This window comes from Photobacterium chitinilyticum (assembly GCF_004104355.1).
Lineage (GTDB): Bacteria > Pseudomonadota > Gammaproteobacteria > Enterobacterales > Vibrionaceae > Photobacterium > Photobacterium chitinilyticum.
This window is the reverse complement of the sequence record NZ_RJLM01000007.1, coordinates 152,926-176,940: the sequence shown is the minus strand read 5'-3', so window position 1 is coordinate 176,940 and position 24,015 is coordinate 152,926. Positions and strand designations below refer to the sequence as shown.

Annotated in this window: 26 protein-coding genes; 18 read left to right on the top strand and 8 right to left on the bottom strand. The window is 50.0% G+C overall.

The window, feature by feature from the left end:
- The first annotated feature begins 56 nt into the window (after positions 1 to 56).
- The 6 genes from cytR to rraA all read left to right on the top strand — a co-directional run bounded on the left by cytR (position 57) and on the right by rraA (position 5,543).
- Positions 57 to 1,061, top strand: coding sequence for a DNA-binding transcriptional regulator CytR (cytR, locus tag EDI28_RS17270; RefSeq protein WP_128785130.1), 1,005 nt, complete (start codon positions 57 to 59; stop codon positions 1,059 to 1,061).
- Positions 1,062 to 1,226: 165 nt separating this feature from the next.
- On the top strand, positions 1,227 to 1,799 hold the full coding sequence (locus EDI28_RS17265) for an SPOR domain-containing protein (RefSeq protein ID WP_128785129.1): 573 nt from the start codon (positions 1,227 to 1,229) through the stop codon (positions 1,797 to 1,799).
- 164 nt (positions 1,800 to 1,963) lie between these two features.
- A complete protein-coding gene (gene hslV, locus EDI28_RS17260; RefSeq protein WP_128785128.1) occupies positions 1,964 to 2,491 on the top strand; it encodes an ATP-dependent protease subunit HslV in 528 nt (175 codons plus the stop codon).
- 10 nt (positions 2,492 to 2,501) lie between these two features.
- Positions 2,502 to 3,833: an ATP-dependent protease ATPase subunit HslU gene (gene hslU / locus EDI28_RS17255; RefSeq protein WP_128785127.1), complete on the top strand. Its 1,332-nt coding sequence runs from the start codon at positions 2,502 to 2,504 to the stop codon at positions 3,831 to 3,833.
- Positions 3,834 to 3,985: 152 nt separating this feature from the next.
- A complete protein-coding gene (locus tag EDI28_RS17250) occupies positions 3,986 to 4,897 on the top strand; it encodes a 1,4-dihydroxy-2-naphthoate polyprenyltransferase (protein ID WP_128785126.1) in 912 nt (303 codons plus the stop codon).
- 160 nt (positions 4,898 to 5,057) lie between these two features.
- The gene (rraA, locus tag EDI28_RS17245) at positions 5,058 to 5,543 is read left to right on the top strand and encodes a ribonuclease E activity regulator RraA (protein WP_128785125.1); all 486 of its coding nucleotides are present in this window, start codon (positions 5,058 to 5,060) and stop codon (positions 5,541 to 5,543) included.
- 110 nt (positions 5,544 to 5,653) lie between these two features.
- Here the strand turns inward: rraA and zapB are convergent, their stop codons facing one another.
- A complete protein-coding gene (gene zapB / locus EDI28_RS17240; RefSeq protein ID WP_128785124.1) occupies positions 5,654 to 5,896 on the bottom strand; it encodes a cell division protein ZapB in 243 nt (80 codons plus the stop codon).
- Between the two features lie 314 nt (positions 5,897 to 6,210).
- Between zapB and EDI28_RS17235 the strand changes: the two genes are divergently transcribed.
- The 7 genes from EDI28_RS17235 to EDI28_RS17205 all read left to right on the top strand — a co-directional run bounded on the left by EDI28_RS17235 (position 6,211) and on the right by EDI28_RS17205 (position 12,334).
- Positions 6,211 to 6,504, top strand: coding sequence for a hypothetical protein (locus tag EDI28_RS17235; protein WP_128785123.1), 294 nt, complete (start codon positions 6,211 to 6,213; stop codon positions 6,502 to 6,504).
- 82 nt (positions 6,505 to 6,586) lie between these two features.
- On the top strand, positions 6,587 to 7,432 hold the full coding sequence (locus EDI28_RS17230; RefSeq protein WP_128785122.1) for an MIP/aquaporin family protein: 846 nt from the start codon (positions 6,587 to 6,589) through the stop codon (positions 7,430 to 7,432).
- Between the two features lie 56 nt (positions 7,433 to 7,488).
- On the top strand, positions 7,489 to 9,003 hold the full coding sequence (glpK, locus tag EDI28_RS17225) for a glycerol kinase GlpK (RefSeq protein ID WP_128785121.1): 1,515 nt from the start codon (positions 7,489 to 7,491) through the stop codon (positions 9,001 to 9,003).
- Between the two features lie 222 nt (positions 9,004 to 9,225).
- Positions 9,226 to 10,233, top strand: coding sequence for a class II fructose-bisphosphatase (gene glpX, locus EDI28_RS17220; protein WP_128785120.1), 1,008 nt, complete (start codon positions 9,226 to 9,228; stop codon positions 10,231 to 10,233).
- A gap of 197 nt (positions 10,234 to 10,430) precedes the next feature.
- Entirely contained in the window at positions 10,431 to 11,048 is a 618-nt protein-coding gene (locus EDI28_RS17215) for a helix-turn-helix transcriptional regulator (RefSeq protein ID WP_128785119.1), read from the top strand.
- A 13-nt stretch (positions 11,049 to 11,061) separates the two neighbouring features.
- Positions 11,062 to 11,805 carry a ferredoxin--NADP reductase gene (locus tag EDI28_RS17210; RefSeq protein WP_128785118.1) on the top strand — a complete coding sequence of 248 codons (744 nt, stop codon included), beginning with the start codon at positions 11,062 to 11,064 and terminating at the stop codon, positions 11,803 to 11,805.
- A gap of 181 nt (positions 11,806 to 11,986) precedes the next feature.
- Entirely contained in the window at positions 11,987 to 12,334 is a 348-nt protein-coding gene (locus tag EDI28_RS17205) for a DUF3135 domain-containing protein (RefSeq protein ID WP_128785117.1), read from the top strand.
- 16 nt (positions 12,335 to 12,350) lie between these two features.
- Here EDI28_RS17205 and EDI28_RS17200 read toward each other — a convergent pair whose 3' ends face one another.
- Positions 12,351 to 12,698, bottom strand: a complete 348-nt coding sequence (locus tag EDI28_RS17200) for a 5-carboxymethyl-2-hydroxymuconate Delta-isomerase (protein ID WP_128785116.1) — start codon at positions 12,696 to 12,698, stop codon at positions 12,351 to 12,353.
- Between the two features lie 379 nt (positions 12,699 to 13,077).
- Between EDI28_RS17200 and tpiA the strand changes: the two genes are divergently transcribed.
- On the top strand, positions 13,078 to 13,848 hold the full coding sequence (tpiA, locus tag EDI28_RS17195) for a triose-phosphate isomerase (protein WP_128785115.1): 771 nt from the start codon (positions 13,078 to 13,080) through the stop codon (positions 13,846 to 13,848).
- A 148-nt stretch (positions 13,849 to 13,996) separates the two neighbouring features.
- Here the strand turns inward: tpiA and pfkA are convergent, their stop codons facing one another.
- A complete protein-coding gene (gene pfkA / locus EDI28_RS17190) occupies positions 13,997 to 14,959 on the bottom strand; it encodes a 6-phosphofructokinase (RefSeq protein ID WP_128785114.1) in 963 nt (320 codons plus the stop codon).
- A 554-nt stretch (positions 14,960 to 15,513) separates the two neighbouring features.
- Positions 15,514 to 16,017 carry a CpxP family protein gene (locus EDI28_RS17185; RefSeq protein WP_128785113.1) on the bottom strand — a complete coding sequence of 168 codons (504 nt, stop codon included), beginning with the start codon at positions 16,015 to 16,017 and terminating at the stop codon, positions 15,514 to 15,516.
- A gap of 207 nt (positions 16,018 to 16,224) precedes the next feature.
- Between EDI28_RS17185 and EDI28_RS17180 the strand changes: the two genes are divergently transcribed.
- From EDI28_RS17180 to trmL, 3 genes are all read left to right on the top strand, one after another.
- Positions 16,225 to 16,917, top strand: coding sequence for a response regulator (locus EDI28_RS17180; RefSeq protein ID WP_128785112.1), 693 nt, complete (start codon positions 16,225 to 16,227; stop codon positions 16,915 to 16,917).
- A 52-nt stretch (positions 16,918 to 16,969) separates the two neighbouring features.
- Positions 16,970 to 18,331, top strand: coding sequence for an envelope stress sensor histidine kinase CpxA (gene cpxA / locus EDI28_RS17175; RefSeq protein WP_128785111.1), 1,362 nt, complete (start codon positions 16,970 to 16,972; stop codon positions 18,329 to 18,331).
- Positions 18,332 to 18,428: 97 nt separating this feature from the next.
- Positions 18,429 to 18,893: a tRNA (uridine(34)/cytosine(34)/5-carboxymethylaminomethyluridine(34)-2'-O)-methyltransferase TrmL gene (gene trmL, locus EDI28_RS17170; protein WP_128785195.1), complete on the top strand. Its 465-nt coding sequence runs from the start codon at positions 18,429 to 18,431 to the stop codon at positions 18,891 to 18,893.
- A 58-nt stretch (positions 18,894 to 18,951) separates the two neighbouring features.
- Here trmL and cysE read toward each other — a convergent pair whose 3' ends face one another.
- The 4 genes from cysE to EDI28_RS17150 form a co-directional block, all read right to left on the bottom strand.
- Positions 18,952 to 19,773, bottom strand: coding sequence for a serine O-acetyltransferase (cysE, locus tag EDI28_RS17165; protein ID WP_128785110.1), 822 nt, complete (start codon positions 19,771 to 19,773; stop codon positions 18,952 to 18,954).
- Between the two features lie 176 nt (positions 19,774 to 19,949).
- Entirely contained in the window at positions 19,950 to 20,966 is a 1,017-nt protein-coding gene (gpsA, locus tag EDI28_RS17160) for an NAD(P)H-dependent glycerol-3-phosphate dehydrogenase (protein WP_128785109.1), read from the bottom strand.
- Positions 20,967 to 20,982: 16 nt separating this feature from the next.
- Positions 20,983 to 21,453 (bottom strand): protein-export chaperone SecB, encoded by a 471-nt coding sequence (gene secB, locus EDI28_RS17155; RefSeq protein ID WP_128785108.1) that lies wholly within the window; start codon positions 21,451 to 21,453, stop codon positions 20,983 to 20,985.
- A 137-nt stretch (positions 21,454 to 21,590) separates the two neighbouring features.
- Positions 21,591 to 22,040 (bottom strand): rhodanese-like domain-containing protein, encoded by a 450-nt coding sequence (locus tag EDI28_RS17150; RefSeq protein ID WP_128785107.1) that lies wholly within the window; start codon positions 22,038 to 22,040, stop codon positions 21,591 to 21,593.
- A gap of 433 nt (positions 22,041 to 22,473) precedes the next feature.
- On the opposite strand from EDI28_RS17150, the gene gpmM reads away from it, so the two are divergent.
- Positions 22,474 to 24,015 carry a 2,3-bisphosphoglycerate-independent phosphoglycerate mutase gene (gene gpmM / locus EDI28_RS17145; protein WP_128785106.1) on the top strand — a complete coding sequence of 514 codons (1,542 nt, stop codon included), beginning with the start codon at positions 22,474 to 22,476 and terminating at the stop codon, positions 24,013 to 24,015.

Sequence of the window (24,015 nt, the reverse complement as noted above, 5' to 3'; positions counted from 1 at the left end):
TTGGCTACGATCCTCCGGCAATTATGAGAGAAATATAATAGAGAGGAACTGTAATTATGGCGACAATGAAGGATGTTGCCCAGCTCGCCGGTGTCTCAACAGCCACGGTTTCCCGTGCCTTGATGAACCCGGAAAAAGTGTCGGCTTCAACCCGAAAAAAGGTTGAGCAGGCCGTCATGGATGCTGGCTACTCACCCAACTCGCTGGCTAGAAATCTTCGTCGTAACGAATCTAAAACCATTGTCACTATCGTGCCGGATATCTGTGATCCTTACTTTACAGAAATAATCCGGGGTATCGAGGAAGCCGCGATGGAGCATGGCTACCTGGTATTGCTCGGTGACAGCGGGCAGCAAAAAACCCGTGAGAACTCGTTCGTCAATCTCGTCTTTACCAAACAGGCTGACGGTATGCTGCTACTCGGTACGGATCTACCGTTTGATGTCAGCAAACCAGAGCAGAAAAATTTACCCCCAATGGTAATGGCCTGTGAATTTGCCCCTGAACTCGAACTTCCCACGGTTCATATCGACAACCTCACAGCGGCCTTTGAGGCGGTCAACTACCTGACCCAAATGGGCCACAAACGTATTGCACAAATATCAGGCCCGGATTCGGCGGCGTTGTGCCAATTCCGTTCGCAAGGCTATCAGCAGGCCCTGCGCCGCGCAGGCATCGAGCTCAACCCGGCCTATACCGTCAAGGGCGATTTCACATTTGCAGCCGGTGCCCGTGCCGTAACGGCATTGCTATCGTTACCCGAGCCGCCAACAGCCTTGCTGTGCCACAGTGATGTCATGGCTATCGGTGCCATGCAACAAGCCAAGCGTCTCGGTTTCCGGGTACCGCAAGATTTGTCCATTGTCGGTTTCGATGACATTCAGTTCGCCGAATACTGCGATCCACCGCTAACAACGGTTTCGCAGCCGCGCTACGAAATCGGTCGTCAATCGATGCTGATGCTGCTTGAAATCCTCAAGGGCAAAGATGTCTCATCGGGATCTCGCCTGCTTGATGCCAAGTTGGTGATCCGAGAAAGTGCAGCACCTCCGGCACCTTAGCCCGCTAACGACTCCCTCTGTGAGCTTATGATTTGGGTATAAGCTCACAAAATTCACTCAATTGAGTGCAAGTATTCCTTCCAGATCTGATCACGACACTAGTCAGCTCCAGCGCAACTTTGTAACATAGCGAGAATTGTTTCTCCCGTTGTGTTTATTCTTACTGTGGCCACAAAAGATTATGTAAAGCGCGGACGCTCGCCGAAAAAGCCAGCCCGTAACACTCGTAAAGCCCCGCCGTCCGGGAGCTTCCCGTTAAAATGGGCATTTATTGCACTGTGCCTTGTCAGTGCACTCGCTTATGGCCTGTATTTCCTGTCGACAGCCCCGGCTCCTCAGCCAGAGATCGTTCAGCCGAAATCCGCCCCTAAGCCGCAACCGAAACCAAAAGCCAAGCCGCAGGAAAAGAAACTGCCACCGAAGCCCGAGGAAAAGTGGCGCTATATCGAAGAGCTCAAAAACAAAGAAGTACCGGTTGAGGCCAAGAAAGAACAGAAACCTAGCCGTCCGTATCTTATGCAGTGTGGTGCCTACCGCAGCCAAGACCAGGCCGAACAGCGAAAAGCCATGATTGCTTTCCAGGGGCTGACCAGCCAGGTCAAGGTAAGCCAGGGAGAAAAGGGCAACTGGTACCGGGTGATCCTTGGTCCTTACCCGCAAAAGCGCAAAGCCGAGAGTGATCGCAACATGCTGCGACGAGCCGGTATCGAGCCTTGTGCGATCTGGTTCTGGGAGTAAACAGCTTGCTCGCGACCAGCGGCTAACAACCGGAAAAGAAAAAGGATGCGATGGCATCCTTTCCTTTTTCCAATATTGATACCTTGAAAAAATCCCCCCCCACCCCCAGATAAGCAGTAATACCGATACCGGCACAGGCCGGAGAAAATCAAAGAGGTAAAACCGTGACAACTATCGTATCTGTACGTCGAAACGGTAAAGTCGTTATCGCCGGTGATGGCCAGGTTTCCCTGGGCAATACCGTGATGAAAGGTAACGCTCGCAAAGTGCGCCGTTTATACAACAACAAAGTTCTTGCAGGCTTTGCCGGCGGCACGGCTGATGCCTTCACCCTATTCGAACGTTTTGAGCGTAAGCTTGAAATGCATCAGGGCCACCTTCTCAAGGCGGCGGTGGAGCTGGCCAAAGACTGGCGCACCGACCGTATGCTTCGCAAGCTCGAGGCCCTGCTGGCTGTTGCCGATGAAACCGGCTCCTTAATCATCACCGGCAACGGTGACGTGGTTCAGCCAGAAAATGATCTTATCGCTATCGGCTCTGGTGGTAACTTTGCGCAGGCCGCAGCCACTGCCCTGCTAGAAAATACTGAGCTAAGTGCCAGTGAAATTGCAGAAAAATCACTGAACATTGCCGGTGACATCTGCGTTTTCACCAACCACCACCACACTATCGAAGAGCTTGATACCAAATAAGGAAGCCGTAATGTCCGAGATGACTCCACGCGAAATCGTCCATGAGCTTGATCGCCATATCATCGGTCAAGACAAAGCCAAGCGCGCCGTGGCTATAGCCCTTCGCAACCGCTGGCGCCGTATGCAGCTTCCCGAAGAACTGCGTGTTGAAGTAACCCCGAAAAATATCCTGATGATCGGCCCAACGGGTGTCGGTAAAACCGAAATAGCCCGCCGCCTGGCCAAGCTTGCTAACGCACCATTCATCAAGGTTGAAGCCACCAAGTTCACCGAAGTGGGCTACGTAGGCAAAGAAGTAGAAACTATCATTCGTGATCTAACGGATGTAGCGGTGAAGATGACTCACCAGCAGGCAATGGAAAAAGTCCGTTTCCGCGCTGAAGAGCTCGCCGAAGATCGCATTCTCGATATTCTGCTGCCGCCGGCACGTGATGCCTGGGGACAAAACGAAGAAGCAGATAGCAGCTCAACCGCTCGACAGTCTTTCCGCAAGAAACTGCGCGAGGGCCGGCTGGACGACAAAGAAATCGAAATCGAAGTTGCAGCCCCTCAGATGGGGGTCGAAATCATGGCGCCTCCCGGCATGGAAGACATGACTAACCAGCTACAGGGCATGTTCCAGAATCTTGCCGGTAACACCACCAAAAAACGCAAGATGAAAATCAAAGATGCGATGAAGGCGGCAACCGAAGAAGAGGCGGCAAAACTGGTCAATCAGGAAGAGCTGAAAGAACAGGCCATCTTTGCCGTTGAAAATAACGGTATCGTGTTCCTTGATGAAGTCGATAAAATCTGTAAGCGCGGTGAGTCGTCGGGTCCTGATGTCTCTCGCGAGGGTGTCCAGCGTGACTTGCTGCCACTGGTAGAAGGCAGCACGGTATCGACCAAGCACGGTATGGTTAAAACTGACCATATTCTGTTTGTTGCATCGGGTGCATTCCAGGTTGCGAAACCATCGGATCTGATCCCTGAGCTACAGGGACGCCTGCCAATCCGTGTTGAACTCGAAGCCCTCACCAGCAACGACTTCAAGCGTATCCTGACCGAGCCGAACGCATCCCTGACCGAGCAGTACAAAGCGTTGATGGCAACCGAGTCAGTCAATATCGAGTTTACCGAAAACGGGATCAACAAGCTGGCAGATGCCGCATGGCAGGTTAACGAGCGTACTGAAAATATCGGTGCTCGCCGCTTGCACACGGTCATGGAGCGCCTAATGGAAGAGCTCTCTTTTGATGCGACCGAGAAATCGGGCGACAAACTGATCATCGATGAAGCTTATGTCAACGAGCGCCTTGGCGAGCTGGTAGAAGACGAAGACTTGAGCCGCTTTATCCTATAGGCCCAACGATCTATGTGATCTATACCAATTATCGAAACGGTGCGGCTGAGCACCGTTTTTTTTGTTCTTGAACAAACAATATGCCGATAAAGTTGCCCATTGCTGTGTTTGCGCCATAATAGCTCCTCGACTGATTCCGAAATAAGCACACTATGAATTCATCTTCACTCGCAATCTGGCTGGATGCCGCAAGACCAAAAACCTTGCCTCTGGCCGTCGCATCGATTGTATGCGGAAGTGCAGTCGCAGGATGGCAAGGAAGTTTTTCTGCTTTAATCGCGGGCTTGGCCCTGCTGACTGCACTCTTACTCCAGATCCTGTCAAATCTGGCCAATGACTATGGTGACGCCGTCAAAGGTACGGACAACAAACACCGTCTCGGCCCGCAACGTGCTATCCAGTCAGGAATGGTGACGCCGTCAGCAATGCGCAACGCCATGATATTAAATACTATTCTTACCATAACAAGCGGCCTGAGCCTGATCTTTATCGCCTGTAATAACCTCCAGGACATGTTCGGATTTATGCTACTTGGACTGATGGCCATTGCAGCCTCTATCGCCTATACCGTCGGTAACAAACCCTACGGCTACCGTGGCTTGGGAGATCTATCCGTACTCATGTTCTTTGGCTGGCTAGGCGTTGCCGGTACCTATTACCTGCAAGCCGGACAGATAGACTCTATTATCATGCTGCCCGCAACAGCCTGCGGCCTGCTGTCTGTTGGCGTTTTGAACATCAATAACCTGCGTGACATCGATAATGACCGGGCGTGCGGCAAGCTCACCCTGGCTGTGCGCATGGGGCCAGACTGGGGACGCAAATACCACCTGTTCCTGCTGGCAGGCAGTGTCGTCTGCCTGGCATTGTTTGCGGCCCTGGAACTGCATTCCCCCTTTGGCTGGCTGTTTGTCCTCAGTGCACCGCTATTGTTCAAGCACGGCAAACAGGTTCTCCAATCAGCCGACGGAGCCGCTCTTCGTCCCATGATGGCGACGATGGTGAAATGTGCCCTGCTCACAAATCTGTTGTTTGCCGCCGGCGTAGTGCTTGCTGCTACCTAGATCGACCTCACTAGTTTGCCCCTGCTTTGTGAGGGGCGTTATTGCAATGTCTTAGCGGCTAGTTATACTTTCAACAGGTTATATAACAGCCAACACCAGATCATCATTATCAGCAGGCTGTGCACCACCCTTTTCTATTGCCACAAGAAGAAGCGAACTTATGGAATATAATACGTCCGAACTATGCGATATCTACCTCGACCAGGTCGATGTTGTTGAGCCAATGTTCAGCTCTTATGGCGGCCGAAGCTCATTTGGCGGCCAGGTTACCACCATTAAGTGCTTTGAAGACAACGGCCTGATCCGAGATGTTCTGCAACAATCCGGTGTGGGGCGTGTTTTGCTTATCGACGGCGGAGGCTCATTGAGGCGCGCGCTGGTTGATGCCGAAATCGCACAACTTGCTGCCAGCAATGAATGGGAAGGGTTAATTGTCTACGGTTGTGTACGCAACGTCGATGAATTGGACGAGGTGGAAGTCGGCATTCAGGCGATGGCTTCAATACCGGTCGGTGCAGATCAGCAAGAAATTGGGGAAGTGGATGTTGCCGTGAATTTTGGCGGTGTCACCTTCCTGCCGGAAGACCATATCTATGCCGACACGACAGGTGTCATCCTTTCGCCTGAACCGCTCGATATAGAGTGAGCCTGGAACCATCAGCCGCTAGCCTAAGCGCTAACCGAAAATGGGTTCCAGCCACTAATAACAGCAGTACTTGCCTAGATAAAAAAACAGAGCCTTCAGGCTCTGTTTTTTTATTCTACGTGATCCATCTTACCAAGCAGGTTGCGTACGCGATCCTGCCAAGCCTGATGGTCGTTACGTAGCTTCTCGTTGTCTTGTTCCAACGCTTCTCGGCCTGAACGCAGTTCCTGGGCTTCAGTCGATAGGCTATCGTTTTGTTCTTTTAGTTCTTCAATTTCCATCTGCAGCAGGGAAATTGTATCAACAGCCATCTGTACTTTGGCTTCTAGCTTTTCCAACATTTCTAATGACATATTGTTCACCTGATCTCAGCCTAGCTTTTTACCTTAAACCGTTAAGGTAATATCCCACAGGCCTGTTTACATTACTGTTGGGCCTATTCTAACGAGGCTGCCGCCTTCTAGCATCTACAAATCCTCTGCTTTGCAACAAATGAGTGAAATTTGCACAATTCTGATAGTTATTTTGCTTACCACCAGCTAGATGTGGCCAATGTACGACATACTCACCGACGACCTAAGTCTGGGCTACGCTTTTTCGTCATAATGCCGAGGAAGTGAACAAATGCTCGGAGACACACAAACAGAACACAACGTAATGCTTAAAATTGCGATCTAACTCTATTTTAATGCAGGGTTGCCATGCTAATTTTTATCTTGATCGTATCTCTCTTGGAGCAATCCAAGATCTTGCCCCTATGGCACATCCGGCCTTTTCCTGGCCGGATTTTTTATTTCAATTCAATACTTTAAAAGCATTTGATCGAATCAATAATCACTTAATTGCAGTGCGCAATTTCAAACAAGATCCAGTTCAAAAAAGCCGCAACCGTTTGCGCGAACGCGCAAAAGTGAACTTATTTTATGCTCGAACGCACAAATTTAATTCTGTAACATTTTAATCACGTTTAGATCGAGTACATTAAGAGCGAATAAGAAAGAGAAAAGAAATACCCCTACAACATTCGACAAAAGGACTGAACAATGACTACCCCGAAACAACATACGCTACTTGGCGAGTGTATCGCCGAGTTCATAGGGACAGGACTATTGATTTTCTTCGGTGTTGGCTGTGTCGCAGCACTGGTACTAACCGGTGCTAACTTCGGCCAGTGGGAAATCAGCATCATGTGGGGCTTAGGTGTCGCTATCGCCATCTACTGCACCGCCGGAGTTTCCGGTGCCCATATCAACCCTGCGGTAACCATTGCCCTGGCTATGTTCCATGGCTTTGACAAACGCAAAGTAGCTCCTTATATCGCCGCCCAGTTATTGGGGGCATTCTGTACCGCAGCACTGATTTACGCCCTTTACAGCAACCTCTTTACCGAATTTGAAGCAGCGAACCAAATTGTACGTGGCAGCGAAGCTAGCCTGGCAACAGCCGGGATCTTCTCGACCTATCCGCATGCAGCTCTGTCTTTCAGCGGTGCCTTTGCGGTTGAGTTCGTCATTACTGCGGTACTGATGTTTGCCATTCTTGCACTTACCGATGATAAGAACGGTGCTCCTCGCGGCCCTATGGCCCCGCTGATGATTGGTATCCTGATCGCGGTAATCGGTGGCTCTCTTGGTCCACTAACCGGTTTTGCCATGAACCCTGCTCGTGATTTCGGTCCGAAGTTCTTTGCCTTCCTGGCAGGCTGGGGCGATGTCGCGCTAACTGGCGGAAAAGACATCCCCTATATGATTGTGCCTATCCTTGCGCCTATCTTCGGGGCCTGCTTCGGTGGTTGGCTATACCCGAAAGCTATCAGTGCTTACCTGCCAGATAATAGCGAAGCCGTTGCAGAAGAGCGTGAAAGCGCCAGCGAAGCAGCAAAAGCATAATAAGCAGAAAAATCTCTCTACTACCCTTTATATAATTACAACTAGAGGAAACCATCATGACAACAGAGCAAAAGTACATTGTTGCACTTGATCAAGGTACAACCAGCTCCCGTGCCGTTGTGCTGGATCACAACGCCAACATTGTGTGCTCGTCACAGCGTGAATTTACTCAGATCTATCCAAAAGCCGGATGGGTTGAGCATGATCCTCTCGAAATCTATGCCACACAAAGCTCGACGCTGGTTGAAGTTCTCGCCAAAGCCGGGATCCGCTCCGATCAGGTAGCCGGTATCGGTATCACCAACCAGCGCGAAACGACCATTGTGTGGAACAAAAATACCGGCAAGCCAGTATACAATGCCATTGTCTGGCAGTGCCGCCGTACCGCCGATACCTGTGAAACATTGAAAGATCAGGGACTGGAAGAGTACATTCGAGAAAATACGGGCCTAGTCGTTGACCCTTATTTCTCGGGCACCAAAATCAAATGGATTCTGGACAACGTCGAGGGTGCACGCGAAGAAGCCGAAGCCGGAAACCTTCTGTTCGGTACTGTCGATACCTGGCTGATCTGGAAGATGACTCAGGGACGTGTCCACGTTACTGATTTCACCAATGCATCTCGTACCATGGTATTTAACATCAACACCATGCAATGGGACGAAAAGCTACTTAAAGCGCTGGATATCCCACTGTCAATGATGCCTGAAGTGAAAGCATCGTCTGAAGTGTACGGCCAGACCAACATCGGAGGTAAGGGCGGTACCCGTATTCCTATCGCCGGTATTGCTGGCGACCAGCAGGCGGCACTATTCGGTCAGATGTGTGTCAAACCAGGCCAGGCAAAAAATACCTACGGCACCGGTTGCTTCCTTCTGATGAATACAGGCAAGGAAAAAGTCACCTCGCACAATGGTTTGCTGACAACCCTGGCCTGTGGCCCGACCGGCGATGTGGCCTACGCCCTCGAAGGTGCAGTCTTCATGGGCGGTGCATCCATCCAATGGCTGCGCGATGAGGTGAAGCTGCTTGATGATGCCAAAGATTCAGAATACTTTGCCGAGAAAGTGGGCAGCGCTAACGGCGTCTATGTCGTACCGGCCTTTACCGGTCTGGGCGCTCCGTACTGGGATCCGTATGCACGTGGTGCTATCGTCGGCCTGACCCGCGGCGTTAACTCCAACCACATTATCCGTGCAACCCTGGAAAGTGTCGCTTACCAGACCCGTGACGTACTGGATGCAATGCAGGCTGACTCCGGTATCAACCTCGCATCACTGCGTGTTGATGGCGGCGCGGTTGCCAACAACTTCCTAATGCAGTTCCAGTCCGATATTTTGGCAACGGAAGTCCACCGCCCTGTTGTTACCGAAGTGACAGCACTGGGTGCGGGTTACCTTGCGGGCCTAGCAGTTGGTTTCTGGGGCAGCATTGATGAGCTGAAAGACAAAGCCGTGCTGGATCGCAACTTCGTCCCTGACGGTGACGAACAAAAACGAGATCATCGTTATAAAGGCTGGAAGCGTGCTGTTGAGTGCGCCAAAGGCTGGGCTGTCGAAGACGACGTGTAATCACTCGTCCCTCTGAGCCCCCTCAAGAAGGCCTGCCATGCAGGCCTTTTTTATCCGCAGTAGCTAGTCCATCGGTTCACCATTCCTCCAAGCAGAACTCTCTTTAACTCCGGCAATGATTCGCTATTTCATCGACAATAAATTTACGCAAACGTTTCACTAGCAGCTGTGATAGAATCGCGCCAGTTTTTTAGCCCACTGATTTCTATTTCTGGAGTAACCATGAAACGCGATTTAGCAATGGCATTTTCTCGAGTCACCGAAGGTGCAGCACTGGCTGGCTACAAATGGCTTGGCCGCGGCGATAAAAACGCCGCTGACGGCGCCGCCGTAGAAGTAATGCGCACCCTTCTGAACCAGACTGAGATCGAGGGTGAAATTGTGATCGGGGAAGGTGAGATTGATGAAGCGCCGATGCTATATATCGGAGAGAAAGTAGGCTCCGGCGGCGATGCGGTCGATATTGCAGTAGACCCTATCGAAGGCACCCGCATGACGGCAATGGGCCAAAACAATGCTCTGGCAGTATTAGCCGCCGGCGAAAAAGGGTCGTTCCTGAAAGCACCAGATATGTATATGGAAAAACTTGTTGTCGGCCCGGCAGCAAAAGGGTGTATCGATCTCGGCTTACCACTGACAGAAAACCTGGCGAACATTGCAGCAGCCCTAGGCAAAACACTTGATACCTTGGTTGTTACTACATTGGCCAAACCTCGCCATGACGGGGTGATTGCACAAATGCAGGAAATGGGCGTACGCGTCTTTGCCTTCCCTGACGGCGATGTCGCCGCCTCGATCCTGACCTGTATGCCAGACAGCGAAGTCGACGTAATGTATTGCATTGGCGGCGCACCTGAAGGTGTCGTCTCGGCAGCGGCTATCCGTGCCCTGGGTGGCGACATGCACGGCCGTCTCCTTCCTCGCCATGAAGTCAAAGGGGACAATGAGGAAAACCGTCAGCTAGGCCAGGTAGAAATCGACCGTTGCCACGAAATGGGTATCGAACCGAATATCGTGCTACGTATGGAAGATATGGCGCAAAGTGACAATGTGATCTTTGCCGGAACCGGTATCACCAAGGGTGATTTACTTGAGGGGATCAGCAGTCAAGGCAATATCGCGACCACAGAAACCCTGCTGATCCGTGGCAAGTGCCGCACTATCCGCCGCATTAAATCGACCCATTACCTCGATCGCAAGGACGATGCTATCAAGGATCACATCCTGTAATGTATCTCAGGACAGAACATCCGGTCTAACCGAATAGGCGTGCCATGAAGCACGCCTTTTTCTTGCCTGCAATCTCAATAAAACAACGCTAGTTCTCTCACAATAGTGATTACTCGCGTATACTTAACTTTGTAAAGCTGTTGCTTTATTTACTTGGCTGGCTACATAATAAACCAATTAAGGAAAATGCAGCTGATATGAAAACGATTGAAAAAATACTCTATCGGATGAAACGGGATGGCCCGGTGACAGCCAAGGTGCTGGCCGAAGAATTCAAACTGACAACCATGGGCGTTCGGCAGCACCTGCAGGGGCTGGAAGAAGACGGGTTGGTTGACTTTCAGGACATCAAAGCCAAAGTCGGCCGCCCGACCCGGCACTGGAACCTGACCAGCAAGGGCCACCGCCGCTTTGTCGATCGCCATGGTGATCTTATTATTCAAATGCTTGATTCTGTCGAAGAGATATTTGGTACTGATGGGCTTCATCAAGTAGTCGAACGAAGAGAGAATCAAACCTTTGAACTATATCAGCACGCATTGGCAAACAGCTATAATTTAAAAGAAAAACTGGAAATACTGACTACACTGAGGGAACAGGAAGGTTACATGGCCCAACTTCACCAGGACGGTGAAGACTTCATTTTGGTGGAAAATCATTGCCCAATTTGCCATGCAGCCAAGCGTTGTCCTTCACTATGTAAATCTGAACTCTCTGTCTTCCGACGCCTGTTGGGCAACGAGTACCATATAGAGCGAAACGAACACATTATTGCCGGAGAGAGGCGCTGCGCTTATCGAATACAAAAATCATAATTAGGAGATTATTATGGCCGACTGGATCCCTGCTGAGGTTATCACCAACCGTCACTGGAACAGTGACCTGTTTAGCCTTGTCTTGCGTGCAAACATTGAGCCCTTCAAAGCCGGGCAGTTTACCAAGCTAGGATTGGAAATTGACGGTAAAATGGTCCAGCGAGCCTACTCCTTTGTGAATCCGCCCAGTGATAACAACATAGAAATCTATGCTACCCGGGTCGCTGACGGGCTGCTTTCCCCTCGCCTCCATGCGCTTGACAGCGGCGACACCGTTTTCATTTCAGCCCGCGCCAATGGGTATTTCACCCTCAACGAAGTACCTGACAGCGAGCATTTGTGGCTACTGGCCACCGGAACCGCTATCGGTCCCTATTTGTCTATTTTGCGCGAAGCCGAAGTCTGGCGCAGATTTCGAAAAGTTGTTCTGATCCACGCCGTTCGCTACGCCGCCGATCTAAGCTATCAGGCTGAAATTAATGAACTCAAAGCACAATACCCGGAACAGCTGATTGTCCAACCCTTTGTCAGCCGCGAGCCCGCCGTATTATCGCTACCCGGCCGGATCCCGCTTGCGATTGCCGATGGCATGTTGGAACGCCACGTTGGCCTGCCGCTCACCCCCGAGCGAAGCCAAATAATGCTCTGTGGTAACCCGGAAATGGTCAGGGAGACGAAGGCGGCACTCGAATCCAAGGGCTTTAGCAAGAACCTGCGACGCAAAGCCGGTCAAATCACGATGGAGCACTACTGGTAGACAGAAATGGGTCGCTAAAACTCACCTTGTCTCACTGCAATCTCGTGCAACATCTCATAAATGAGTCAGCTTGTTCCTAGCGAGCTGACTACCTTTAAAGCATAACTCATACCAACTCATTGATAGTCATGCGTGAATATCAATGAGCATCGAAGCCGGTGGCTTGATAGGGGAATCCGTTATGCAAACCTTACCTTCTTTTGATGAATTAAAAGTGATGGCTGAACAGGCACCAGAAGAACTGGAATCGCTACGGCTGTCGATGAGCGAAGATATTATCAACAATGCCAGTACCGAGATGCAACCACGGCTTCGGGCTCAAATGAGTCACATCAACCAGGTGATTGCCAAAGGGAAGAACCCCAACCACACCAATATTCTATTGATGGCGGAGCTACAAATACAACTGAAACGCTTTGCCCAGGCGTTAAACGCCCCAGAAACGCTGACCGAGCATCAAGCCGAGATCATGCCTTTCTCTCGACCCACAGCACAGCATGACGCCCCTACCAAAAGGCTGAAGGAATGAATCTGCAGATGCTGAGTTAGCAGCTCACCTTGATGAAGCTATCACGATCCATATCGCGGACATCGACTGTCAGGCTATTGATTGTACTCGCATGCTGCTCCAACACCGTAATCAAGCTTCTGGAAAGCTCTCGCTTTTGCTCCGGGCTCCGCCCTGACAGCATGCTCAGCTCAATATGGATAAAGGTATTGAGATCCCCTTCTGCGCCAACCAACCAAGTATGGCAAGGGTAACAGCGGGACTTAACCGAACCGGCCTCGAACAATCTGCATGATAGTAAGGCTTGATGTAAATCTTCCAACAAACCCGGAACATTGACACGTTCGGCAACCGGATCGGCATATTCCATAACAAGATTAGGCACAACTTCCTCCATGACGTTAAAAATGCTACTAACAGATAAAAATACAGGGTACTGTACCGAAACATCTCCAACTTACCTGATTCCTTGCTGACAAGCCAAGCAAATAGGCTATATTTCAACCACCGATCACTGTCTTTTTTCATCCTATTCTTTGGTCGAAATGAAATAATTAAAAATATTTCCGGCCCAATTGTTCACTTTTGATGTTGAAAAAGGTACAACCAAGCACAGATATGATTTTGGACAGTAAAAGTATCAACCCAAGCTGTTATATTTTTACAAAATGGCTGGATACCCAAGAGCATAATTGTCTGAAATAGATCAGAAAATTACGCTTTTTGGTATTATTTTTTACATCAAATTGATTTGGAGAAAAGCTATGCGCCATCCTGTAGTTATGGGTAACTGGAAGCTAAACGGTAGCAAGGAAATGGTATCTAACCTACTTAAGGGACTTGATGCTGAACTAAAAGGTGTTGAAGGTGTTGACGTAGCAGTAGCTCCACCAGCTATGTACCTTGATCTGGCTGAACAGCTAATCGGTAAAGGTGAGAGCAAAATCATTCTTGGTGCCCAGAATGTTGACGTAAACGCAAGCGGTGCATTCACAGGCGATATCTCTCCTGAAATGCTGAAAGACTTCGGTGCAAGCCATATCATCATCGGTCACTCTGAGCGTCGTGAATACCACAACGAATCAGACGAGTTCGTAGCTAAGAAATTTGCTTTCCTTAAAGAGCAAGGCCTAACACCTGTTCTTTGTATCGGTGAATCTGACGCACAAAACGAAGCTGGCGAAACAGTTGCCGTTTGTGCTCGTCAAATTGATGCTGTGATCAAAACTCAGGGTGCTGAAGCACTAAACGGCGCAATTATCGCGTACGAGCCAATCTGGGCAATCGGTACAGGTAAAGCAGCAACAGCTGATGACGCACAGCGTATCCACGCGGCTATCCGTGGCCACATCGCAGAGCAGAATGAAGAAGTTGCTAAGAATGTTGTGATCCAGTACGGCGGTTCTGTTAAGCCTGAAAACGCAGCAGCATACTTCGCACAGCCAGATATCGACGGTGCGCTAGTTGGCGGTGCAGCACTAGACGCAGCAAGCTTCGCAGCTATCGCAAAAGCAGCCGCTGAAGCGAAAAAATAAGTCATCCTAAGTTTTAGGGTAGATTGATAAGAATATCAGAGGCCACCTTCGGGTGGCCTTTTTAGTTTCTGGTTTCTGAAAAAAGAAGAAAACAGAGACAAAAAAACCGACTCGAAAGTCGGTTTTTTACTAATCAGCAACAACCGTCCTAGAACAGTTTGTCAGCCAAGTCGTACAGATCTTTGCGAACCGGACGCTTCATGTTCTCAATTGCATCGATGATGTCGTGGTTCACCATTTTTTCATTCTGAACACCGACACAACGACCGCCCAGACCTTCCATAAGAAGGTCAACGGCGTAAGCTCCCATGCGAGAGGCAAGAATACGGTCAAATGCCGTTGGCTGCCCACCACGCTGGATATGACCAAGAACCGTCGCACGAGTTTCACGACCAGTTTCATCTTCGATGTACTTCGCCAGCTCGTTAGCATCGGTCATCAGCTCGGTAAGCGCAATAATCGCATGCTTTTTGCCTTTGTAGATCCCTTCTTTGATCTTCGCCAGCAGCTCTTCTTTGTTCAGACCGGTTTCTGGTGTGATAATGTACTCACAACCACCGGCAATCGCAGACATCAGGGTAAGATCACCACAATGACGCCCCATCACTTCAACAATAGAAATACGCTGGTGAGAAGAAGACGTATCACGTAAGCGGTCAATCGCATCGATCACGGTATTCAATGCCGTTAGGTAACCGATTGTGTAGTCAGTACCTGCAACGTCATTATCAATCGTGCCTGGCAGACCGATACATGGGTAACCCATCTCAGTCAGCTTTTTCGCACCCATGTATGAACCATCACCACCGATCACAACCAGTGCGTCGATACCGTGAATTTTCAGGTTCTCAATAGCCTGCGCACGAACTTTCTCGTCTTTAAACTCAGGAAAACGTGCTGAACCCAGGAATGTACCGCCTTTATTGATCACATCTGACACGCTTGAGCGAGTCAGCTTTTCAATACGGTTCTGGTGCAGGCCCTGATAGCCGTCATATACACCATAAACTTCCAGGCCTTCTGACAATGCCGCGCGAACAACACCGCGAACCGCCGCATTCATACCAGGTGCGTCACCACCACTGGTCAATACACCAATCTTTTTAATCATGGTTACCCTCTGACTTTGGGAATTGAAAAATCAAATCCGGCACGAGTTACCGAGGTTCCCCCTCTCGGTACCATAAGCCGCAATGCCGGGCTTATGCTCGTGTAAACTGTAACTTTCCTACTAATGTGGAAGTATTACAATTTTGATAAAAAATTTTGTTGATTCACATCACGATCATCCCTGACTTCAGTCAGCAGCATGATCTTTGCCTGATTGGCCAGCGGATATGAAACGAAACTGTTAGCATTCTGGTTGACGACCAGGCAGATACCGCACGTAAAGCTGCATCATGCCTTAAGTATATATCCTGTCATCAGAGCCACCAGTCGTGCATCTAGGAAGAGTGACAACCGTGGGCGACTGTGCATTTTTCATCCATGATAATCACACCTATTCATAAGCACTCACTGGGCAATGTCACGCAGTATAGCTTTTTTACGATGAAAATTAATAACAAAAATAGTAGGGAACAGTAAATTCCTGAGGGATTTCCGATTTTGTACAACCAAAAGAAAGCCGCAACCAGCGTTGCGGCTTCATTGGCGATAGCAGGATTATTGGTTCTTTTCTGCCCAGCGCGCCTGGCATTGATCAGCTCGGTCAGCCTGTAGCTGCTGGAATTTAGCTTTTTGATCGGCAGTCAGAATATTTAGCATTTCATGGCGTTTCTTCATCATTGTTACCCGACGCTCAACTTGCTGCTCTGACATCTGCTGGGCCAGTTCACGTACCGCATTTTCGTCAAAATCAGCAGCCAGCAACAATGATTGCATTTTCTGGTGGTTGGCTTGCATTACCGCGCGCTGCTCACCATAGCGGCCTTTCATTTCCTCGCGGTTGGCATCGCGCATCTCTTTCATTTGCTGCTGCTGAGTATCCGTCAAATCCAACTCACGGAAAACCTTGCGTCCGTCTTTCATACCACAGCCTCCTTTACCACCGAAATATCCGCCATGGTGACCGCCGTTGCCACCACCGCCGAAGGCCAGTGCAGAGGCAGAACCTAGAGCCAGTGGAAATGCAATTGCCATTACGAGTGTCTTCTTGAATGTAGTCATGATGTTCTTCTCCAAATGTCCCTCAGCGGGTATAGATTAAGAATAACGACCACAAGGTAAACTGCTGTCTAAAGAACGTAAAACTGCGTAAAGCCAGCTAGCATTAACTTGGTTCCGGGTGCGAGATTAGCGATACTGAAGCTATCTCATTCATCTTGTCGCGTATTTACCTGAATATCGCGGGACTGGAACAATAAGGTAACTCTCATGGCAAAGATTCTGCTGGTCGATGACGATACAGAGCTGACTTCGCTGCTCAGCGATATTCTCGAAATGGAAGGCTTCGAAATCGTAGAGGCAAACAATGGCGAGCAAGGGCTTAGCAAAGTCGATGACAATATCGACCTGATCCTGCTCGATGTCATGATGCCGAAAATGAACGGCACCGAAATGCTGCGCAAGCTGCGGGAAAACTACTCTACCCCCGTACTCATGCTGACCGCGAAAGGTGAGGAAATAGACCGCGTCCTGGGACTGGAGCTCGGTGCCGACGACTACCTGCCCAAGCCGTTCAGTGATCGCGAGCTGCTAGCACGCATGCGGGCAATTTTGCGCCGAACGCAGACAACCAGCAGTGAATCGCGCAACACGCCGGAGTGCCTGACCTATCAGGACATCGATATCTATCCGGGCCGACAGGAAGTGTTCTGCAAAGGACAGTCCATTGAGATGACCGGCACCGAGCTGGCTTTGTTAAGCTACTTTATTCAGCACCCAGGCAAGATCATTGCCAAAAATGAACTCAGCCTCGAAGTACTGGGCAAGCGTCTGGCGCAATTTGACCGCGCGATAGATATGCATGTATCTAACTTGCGCAAAAAGCTGCCGGATCGCATCGATGGAAAACCTCGCATAAAAACCCTTCGCGGCAAGGGCTACCTGCTGGTCGAGGAAATATAATGCCCTCAAGAGCACCGACGACATGCCATCCAGTCAAAAAAGGAGGCGATCAATGAAGCTGCCACGTTTTTCCAGTCTGTATGGCCGGATATTCGCTGTATTCTGGCTGACACTGCTTATTGTCGTCGTCACCATCGTGTTGCTGCCCAATCTCGATCCCCGCGCCCAGCATACGATACCGGAACAACAACAAAAGCGATTTCAGGACTCCGCCCAGAGCATTGCCAACAAGATCTCCCACGACCAAGGACAGCTAAGGAACCGATTACAGCGCTTCACCAACCATGATCGCCATAAGGGGTTTCAGCTCTATTTCACCACCGATGAAGGCGAAATCATTGCCCCTAGGGGTCGCAACAAGGCCCTGCGTAACTTTATTACCATGGCTGACAGCCCTGATGCACCAAAGCAAAAGCTGTATGGCCGTTGGATGATGGCAGGGCCGTTCGCCCTCACCTATGAGCAGCAAACCATACTGATGTATGTCGGCCGGGTTTGGCGAAAACCGCCGCCTTTTTTCATTCAAATTCTTGATAAGCCTTTACAGCTGCTACTCGTCACTATGCTCGTCAGCACACCACTATTGTTATGGCTGGCATGGGCGATCAGCATCCCTGCACGTCGTCTCCAGCAGGCTGCAGAGCGTGTTGCGACAGGCCAATTCGAAGCCGATCCGAAACTGGAGTCTGGGCCGAAGGAATTCAAGCAAGCCGGTGCCAGCTTTAACCAAATGGTCCAGGCCATCAACCAGATGATCGGCGGCCAACAGCGGTTATTGTCGGATATCTCCCACGAACTGCGCTCGCCGCTTACCCGTCTGCGAATGGCCACAGCACTGGCCCAACGCAAACAGGGAGAAAGCAAAGAACTAAGCCGTATCGATACCGAAGCAGAGCGGCTGGAAAAAATGATAAGCGAGCTACTGGAACTATCACGGATGCAGGTCAATAGTCATGAACTGCGAGAGCACTCCGATGCACGCAGCCTGTGGTATGAAATGCTGGAAGATGCCCGTTTTGAAGCCGAGCAAAACAGCAAAGAGTTCAGCGTCAGCGATTTGAATGAATGGCCTGTCAGCGGCAATCCCAACTTACTGATCAGCGCCCTGGAGAATGTCGTCCGCAATGCTATCAAATACGGTAACGATATCATTCAGGTCAACTTTAACGTCAGCGAAAACACGCTCTACATCATGATTGACGATAACGGTGAGGGAGTGCCGGATGATGAGTTGGATGATATTTTCCGTCCGTTTTACCGCGTATCCACAGCACGGGATCGAAGCAGTGGCGGAACCGGACTGGGGCTAGCTATTACTGAAAGCGCTATCCGCCAACACAGCGGCACCATCGAAGCCAGCCGTAGCCCTCTGGGCGGGCTACGGATCACGATTGCCTTGCCCCTGACCCATTAATTACCGACTGTTCAGTAAGCCGATCAGACAATCCACTGTCTGATCGGCCCTCTTTTTCGCTACAATATGGTCAAATTTCCAAACTGACATGCAGACAATGTTTGATATCGCCCTGTACGAACCAGAAATTGCCCCCAACACTGGCAATATAATTCGCCTATGCGCCAACTGCGGTGCCAACCTGCACCTTATCGAGCCTCTTGGTTTTGATTTGGAAGAGAAAAAATTGCGCCGAGCCGGACTGGACTACCACGATTTGGCGCATGTACACCGCCACAAAAATTTTGATGCTTTCATGGCAGCAATTGGTGATCGCCGGATCTTTGCCTGCACGACCAAAACAACCAACTTCCATACCAACGCAAAGTTCCAGGAAGGCGATGTCCTGCTATTCGGCCCGGAAACCCGTGGCCTGCCTGCAGACCTCATTGACAGCCTACCGCTAGAACAGCGCCTGCGAATTCCCATGCATCCAGACAGCCGCAGTCTGAACCTGTCCAATGCTGCCGCGATCATCGGCTATGAAGCCTGGCGTCAACTGGGGTTCGAGGGATCAATCTAAAGCATAGCGAGAAGCGAGATGTTAGGAACGAGAAGCGCAGCGCCTCTCGTTTCTGCTTTTAAATCCCGTCGCCAGCCATGAACGTCTGGGCAGTGCCGTTGAACTGCTGATCCATATCCATCGAAGGCTTTTCACTACTGGGCCTGCCGACAACTTTTGCCGGAACGCCTGCCACCGTGGTATGCGGGGGCACCGGATTAAGTACCACGGAGCACGAGCCGATTTTTGCGCCTTCCCCGACTTCAATATTCCCCAATACCTTGGCACCGGCACCGATCATCACCCCTTCCCGGATCTTCGGATGGCGATCACCGCCTTCTTTACCCGTACCGCCCAGAGTGACGTCCTGGAGAATAGAAACATCATTATCGATCACTGCCGTTTCACCGATAACAATACCGGTCGCATGGTCAAACATGATCCCCTGGCCAATCGTGGCAGCCGGATGAACATCCACCTGACAGGCCACCGAAATTTGATTTTGCAGATACACAGCCAGCGCAACCCGCTTCTGCTTCCACAGCCAGTTGGACACACGGTAACCCTGCAGAGCATGGTAGCCTTTCAGGTATAACAGAGGAATAGAGTACATCTCTACCGCGGGGTCACGTTCAACAACGGCACGGATATCACAGGCAGCAGACTCGGTGATCATACAATCTGCAGCAAAAGCCTCCTCAACGACTTCGCGCACCGCCATGGCCGGCATGGACGGTGTCGCCAGCTTGTTGGCCAAAATATAACTTAGCGCAGCAGCTAAATTATCGTGCTTGATAATCGTTGCATGATAAAAGCTGGCTAACATCGGCTCTTGTTCTGACTGCTCTCGCGCTTCCCGCTTGATCGCCTGCCAGACCTCATGTTGTTGACATTCCCTCACATCACCCTCTGTTTATTTTGTCATCAATTCGGTATCTATTTAACTTTAACGCGCTCAGAAAAAAAAACAACGCGAGCTTAACAGCTCGCGTTGTTTAATTACTCTTTGGCGCAACGTCACTCTCTTGCTGCTTACCAGCAACCGGAGCTATGTGTCGCCATTGGGCTATATTGCCGTTATTCGTCTTTTTTCTCACGAGCTAGCAGATCTTTGGCTGCTTCACGAGCATCTTTATTTTGATAAAGTACTTGGTAGATCTGCTCGGTGATAGGCATCTCAACCTCGTAGCGTTGGGCAAGCACCCAGACTTCCTTGGTATTGCGATAGCCTTCCACCACCTGACCAATTTCAATCTGGGCCGAATCAACCGTTTTCCCCTGACCTAAGGCCAAGCCAAAACGACGATTTCGCGATTGGTTATCGGTACATGTTAGTACCAGATCACCCAATCCAGCCATCCCCATAAAGGTTTCCGGCTGTGCGCCCAGAGCCGCACCAAGCCGACACATTTCAGCCAGCCCACGCGTGATCAGGGCTGTACGGGCATTGGCTCCAAAGCCAATACCATCGGACATACCGGCACCAATCGCAATCACGTTCTTCACAGCCCCGCCCAACTGCATACCGATGAAATCGGTATTGCTGTAAACGCGGAAAGTTTTACTGCAGTGAATTTTCTCCTGCAGCTCGCGGACAAATGTCTCATCGGGAGAGGAAACGGCAATTGCCGTCGGCATTCCCGCTGCCAGCTCTTTAGCAAAGGTCGGGCCAGATAATACGGCCAATGGCACATCTTCGCCCAGAGCATCAATGGCAACCTCTTTCAGCAGGCGGCCGGTTTCAGGCTCAAGTCCCTTGGTTGCCCAGCAAATACGTGAATCTTCACGCAGGAAAGGCTTCACATTAGACAGCACGTCACCAAACACATGGCTCGGTACCACAACCAGCAAATCCTGACAAGCCTGAACGGCTGCCTCCAGATCCGCCGAGACAATCAGCGAGTCAGGAAACGGAACACCCGGCAGAAATGCCTCATTCGCCCGATCGATTTCGAGCTGTGCCATATGCTCAGGTTCATGACCCCACAATATGACGTTAGCGCCATTACGGGCCAGAGATATGGCCAATGAGGTGCCGTAAGAGCCGGCACCCAGCACTGTCATCGTGATTGCTTTATCTACGTTCTGATTCATAACGGCCCTTTAGCAATTAAGCTTCAGTGCTTTCAGGGTTAGCTTGCGCTTGGTTCTGAAGATAATTCATGAACAAAGCATCAAAGTTAACTGGCGCCAGGTTCAGCTGTGGGAACGTACCTTTAACCACTAGGCTTGAGATAGTTTCACGTGCATATGGGAACAGAATGTTCGGGCAGAATGCGCCTAGGCAATGCGCTAGCTGAGGAGCTTCCATGCCAGAAACAGAGAAAATACCGCCTTGCTGAACTTCACACAAGAACGCAGTATCGTCAGCATTCTTCACTGTCACTGTAAGACGAAGAATAACTTCGAAAACACCTTCACCCAGCTCACGGCTTTGCGTATCCAAGTCCAGTTTCACATCAGGATTCCACTCTTTCTGGAACATATCTGGTGAATTTGGCGCTTCGAAAGAAACATCTTTCAGGAAGATACGCTGGATTTGGAAGTTCTGTTGTTCTTCGTTGTTTGCTGCTTCAGCCATTTTCGTGTCCTTTTTATCTCTCAATCTCATCACATGAGATCATAAATATTCGCAACCATGATAATCATCACACGCTGCACAAACTCGATCTGCATCGGAAACGCCGTCAAGGATCGCGTTATCCGAGCGGCAAGGTATTACTTCTTGCCTTTGATCGATTTGCTGCGGATTAGCGGCATATTGGCTTCATTCCAAGAAATCAGGCCATCCTTCAGCAAATTGACATTTTCAAAACCGGCTTTATGTAACAGATTGGCACTCTCTTGTGCTGTCTGGCCTGTCTTGCATACCACAATGATTGGGGCTGTTTTGTGCTTTTCAAGTTCTGAAAAGTTCTGTTCTTTAATTTGACTCGGCAAAATGTGAAGCGCGCCCGCAATATGACCCTGACGGTACTCATCACGGCTGCGGATATCGATGAATACGCCGTCTTCACGGTTCACCATGCCCGTTGCTTCATTGGGCGTAATAACCTTATAGCCCGCGGCCTTCTGTTTCACATAAGACGCCACAAGCGCTACGGCTATACCCACCCATGCTAGAGATAACAATGGATTACTTGTAAAAAAATCGATGTATTGCTGCATGACTTTCGCTCTATTTTCCTAATACCAGACACCTGAAAATCAGGGCCAAACTCCACCTAAAAAGGAACCCGAGTATACCCGCGGCAACTTTGTTGTACAGCAGGAGTCAACAATTCCGCGCCGTGGCTCACTCGATTCCGGCGTTAATAGTATACGCCCTGAACAATCGTTTTCAGCTTCCACCTTTCAATGAAATAGAAAAAAACTCTCAATCGGGGCTTACACTCAAGCACAGAAATGAATATATTCCACGTAGGAAGATAACAATCTATTTACAGCATTGTTTGATCTTGCCCTACAGTTTTCGCCATAACTTGTAGTAAAATTACACACAAACCAGACTCATCACCTTAGATATTTCATCTTTCATCAGATATTTAATGTAATTGGTCTAAATTAAACTCAGATTTCTAACTTTATGAGAGGACAGCATATGTCTGCTAAGAAGCCACTGGCTTTAGTTATCCTGGATGGCTGGGGTTACCGCGAAGACAATTCCGACAACGCAATTGCAAACGCAAACACACCAGTCATTGACGGCTTGATGGCAAGTGAAGCCAACACCCTGATTTCTGCCTCTGGCATGGATGTGGGCCTGCCTGACGGTCAAATGGGGAACTCTGAAGTTGGTCATACCAACATTGGTGCCGGTCGCATTGTCTATCAAGATCTGACCCGTATCACCAAGTCTATCACTGACGGTGACTTCTTCGAAAACGAAGCCCTGGTATCGGCAATGGATAAAGCCATCAATGCAGGCAAAGCGGTTCACATTATGGGCCTGATGTCTCCAGGCGGCGTGCACAGCCATGAAGACCACATCGCGGCAGCGGTTGAAATGGCAGCCAAGCGCGGCGCAGAAAAAATCTACCTGCACTGCTTCCTCGACGGTCGTGATACGCCGCCTCGTAGCGCGCAGGCATCACTGGAGCGTTTCGATGCGCTATTTGCCGAGCTAGGCAAAGGCCGCGTGGCTTCTCTGGTTGGCCGTTACTACGCGATGGACCGTGACAACAACTGGGATCGTGTTGAGGTTGCTTACAACCTACTGACAGCAGCCAACGCCGAGTTTTTGGCGGCATCTGCCGTTGAAGGCCTTGACGCTGCCTATGCGCGTGATGAAAACGATGAGTTCGTTAAAGCAACCGAAATCCGTGCCGAAGGCCAGGACGTTGCCGCTATGGAAGATGGCGATGCCGTTATCTTCATGAACTACCGTGCTGACCGTGCCCGCCAAATCACCCGTGCATTCGAAACGGATTTCGCCGGTTTCGAGCGTGCTCAAGTGCCTGCACTGGCTGATTTTGTGATGCTGACTCAATACGCTGCAGATATTAACCTTGCGATTGCTTATCCATCTGCAAGCCTGGAAAACACCCTGGGTGAGTGGCTATCGAAGAAAGGCAAGAAGCAGCTGCGTATCTCTGAAACAGAAAAATATGCTCACGTTACTTTCTTCTTCAACGGCGGCGTAGAAAGTGAATTTGACGGCGAATCTCGCTCGCTAGTCGCGTCTCCGAAGGTGGCAACGTACGATCTCCAGCCTGAAATGAGTGCTCCGGAGCTGACTGAAAAGCTAGTTGCAGCCATTAAGGGCGGCGAGTTCGACACGATTATTTGTAACTACCCGAATGGCGACATGGTTGGCCATACCGGTGTTTACGATGCAGCCGTAAAAGCTTGTGAAGCACTCGATAGCTGTATTGGTAAAGTAATTGCAGCCATCAAAGAAGTTGACGGCCAGCTGCTGATCACTGCCGATCACGGTAATGCCGAAATGATGGTTAACCCTGAAACTGGCGGCATTCACACAGCACACACCAACCTGCCGGTACCGCTAGTTTACGTGGGTGACAAGTCACTGACCCTGAAAGAAGGCGGCAAACTGTCTGATCTTGCACCAACTATGCTGGCGCTAACAGATATGGAAATCCCTTCAGAGATGACTGGTCAGGTGCTGTTTGATCTGAAATAA

What these genes read in the sequence shown, in the direction of transcription:
- EDI28_RS17215 (WP_128785119.1), top strand. Translation starts at nt 10,431, where the DNA reads ATGAAAACGATTGAAAAAATACTCTATCGGATGAAACGGGATGGCCCG.
- cytR (WP_128785130.1), top strand. Translation starts at nt 57, where the DNA reads ATGGCGACAATGAAGGATGTTGCCCAGCTCGCCGGTGTCTCAACAGCC.
- glpK (WP_128785121.1), top strand. Translation starts at nt 7,489, where the DNA reads ATGACAACAGAGCAAAAGTACATTGTTGCACTTGATCAAGGTACAACC.
- gpmM (WP_128785106.1), top strand. Translation starts at nt 22,474, where the DNA reads ATGTCTGCTAAGAAGCCACTGGCTTTAGTTATCCTGGATGGCTGGGGT.
- EDI28_RS17250 (WP_128785126.1), top strand. Translation starts at nt 3,986, where the DNA reads ATGAATTCATCTTCACTCGCAATCTGGCTGGATGCCGCAAGACCAAAA.
- rraA (WP_128785125.1), top strand. Translation starts at nt 5,058, where the DNA reads ATGGAATATAATACGTCCGAACTATGCGATATCTACCTCGACCAGGTC.
- secB (WP_128785108.1), bottom strand. Translation starts at nt 21,453, where the DNA reads ATGGCTGAAGCAGCAAACAACGAAGAACAACAGAACTTCCAAATCCAG.
- EDI28_RS17210 (WP_128785118.1), top strand. Translation starts at nt 11,062, where the DNA reads ATGGCCGACTGGATCCCTGCTGAGGTTATCACCAACCGTCACTGGAAC.
- zapB (WP_128785124.1), bottom strand. Translation starts at nt 5,896, where the DNA reads ATGTCATTAGAAATGTTGGAAAAGCTAGAAGCCAAAGTACAGATGGCT.
- EDI28_RS17230 (WP_128785122.1), top strand. Translation starts at nt 6,587, where the DNA reads ATGACTACCCCGAAACAACATACGCTACTTGGCGAGTGTATCGCCGAG.
- glpX (WP_128785120.1), top strand. Translation starts at nt 9,226, where the DNA reads ATGAAACGCGATTTAGCAATGGCATTTTCTCGAGTCACCGAAGGTGCA.
- EDI28_RS17150 (WP_128785107.1), bottom strand. Translation starts at nt 22,040, where the DNA reads ATGCAGCAATACATCGATTTTTTTACAAGTAATCCATTGTTATCTCTA.
- trmL (WP_128785195.1), top strand. Translation starts at nt 18,429, where the DNA reads ATGTTTGATATCGCCCTGTACGAACCAGAAATTGCCCCCAACACTGGC.
- gpsA (WP_128785109.1), bottom strand. Translation starts at nt 20,966, where the DNA reads ATGAATCAGAACGTAGATAAAGCAATCACGATGACAGTGCTGGGTGCC.
- tpiA (WP_128785115.1), top strand. Translation starts at nt 13,078, where the DNA reads ATGCGCCATCCTGTAGTTATGGGTAACTGGAAGCTAAACGGTAGCAAG.
- pfkA (WP_128785114.1), bottom strand. Translation starts at nt 14,959, where the DNA reads ATGATTAAAAAGATTGGTGTATTGACCAGTGGTGGTGACGCACCTGGT.
- cpxA (WP_128785111.1), top strand. Translation starts at nt 16,970, where the DNA reads ATGAAGCTGCCACGTTTTTCCAGTCTGTATGGCCGGATATTCGCTGTA.
- EDI28_RS17185 (WP_128785113.1), bottom strand. Translation starts at nt 16,017, where the DNA reads ATGACTACATTCAAGAAGACACTCGTAATGGCAATTGCATTTCCACTG.
- hslU (WP_128785127.1), top strand. Translation starts at nt 2,502, where the DNA reads ATGTCCGAGATGACTCCACGCGAAATCGTCCATGAGCTTGATCGCCAT.
- EDI28_RS17180 (WP_128785112.1), top strand. Translation starts at nt 16,225, where the DNA reads ATGGCAAAGATTCTGCTGGTCGATGACGATACAGAGCTGACTTCGCTG.
- EDI28_RS17205 (WP_128785117.1), top strand. Translation starts at nt 11,987, where the DNA reads ATGCAAACCTTACCTTCTTTTGATGAATTAAAAGTGATGGCTGAACAG.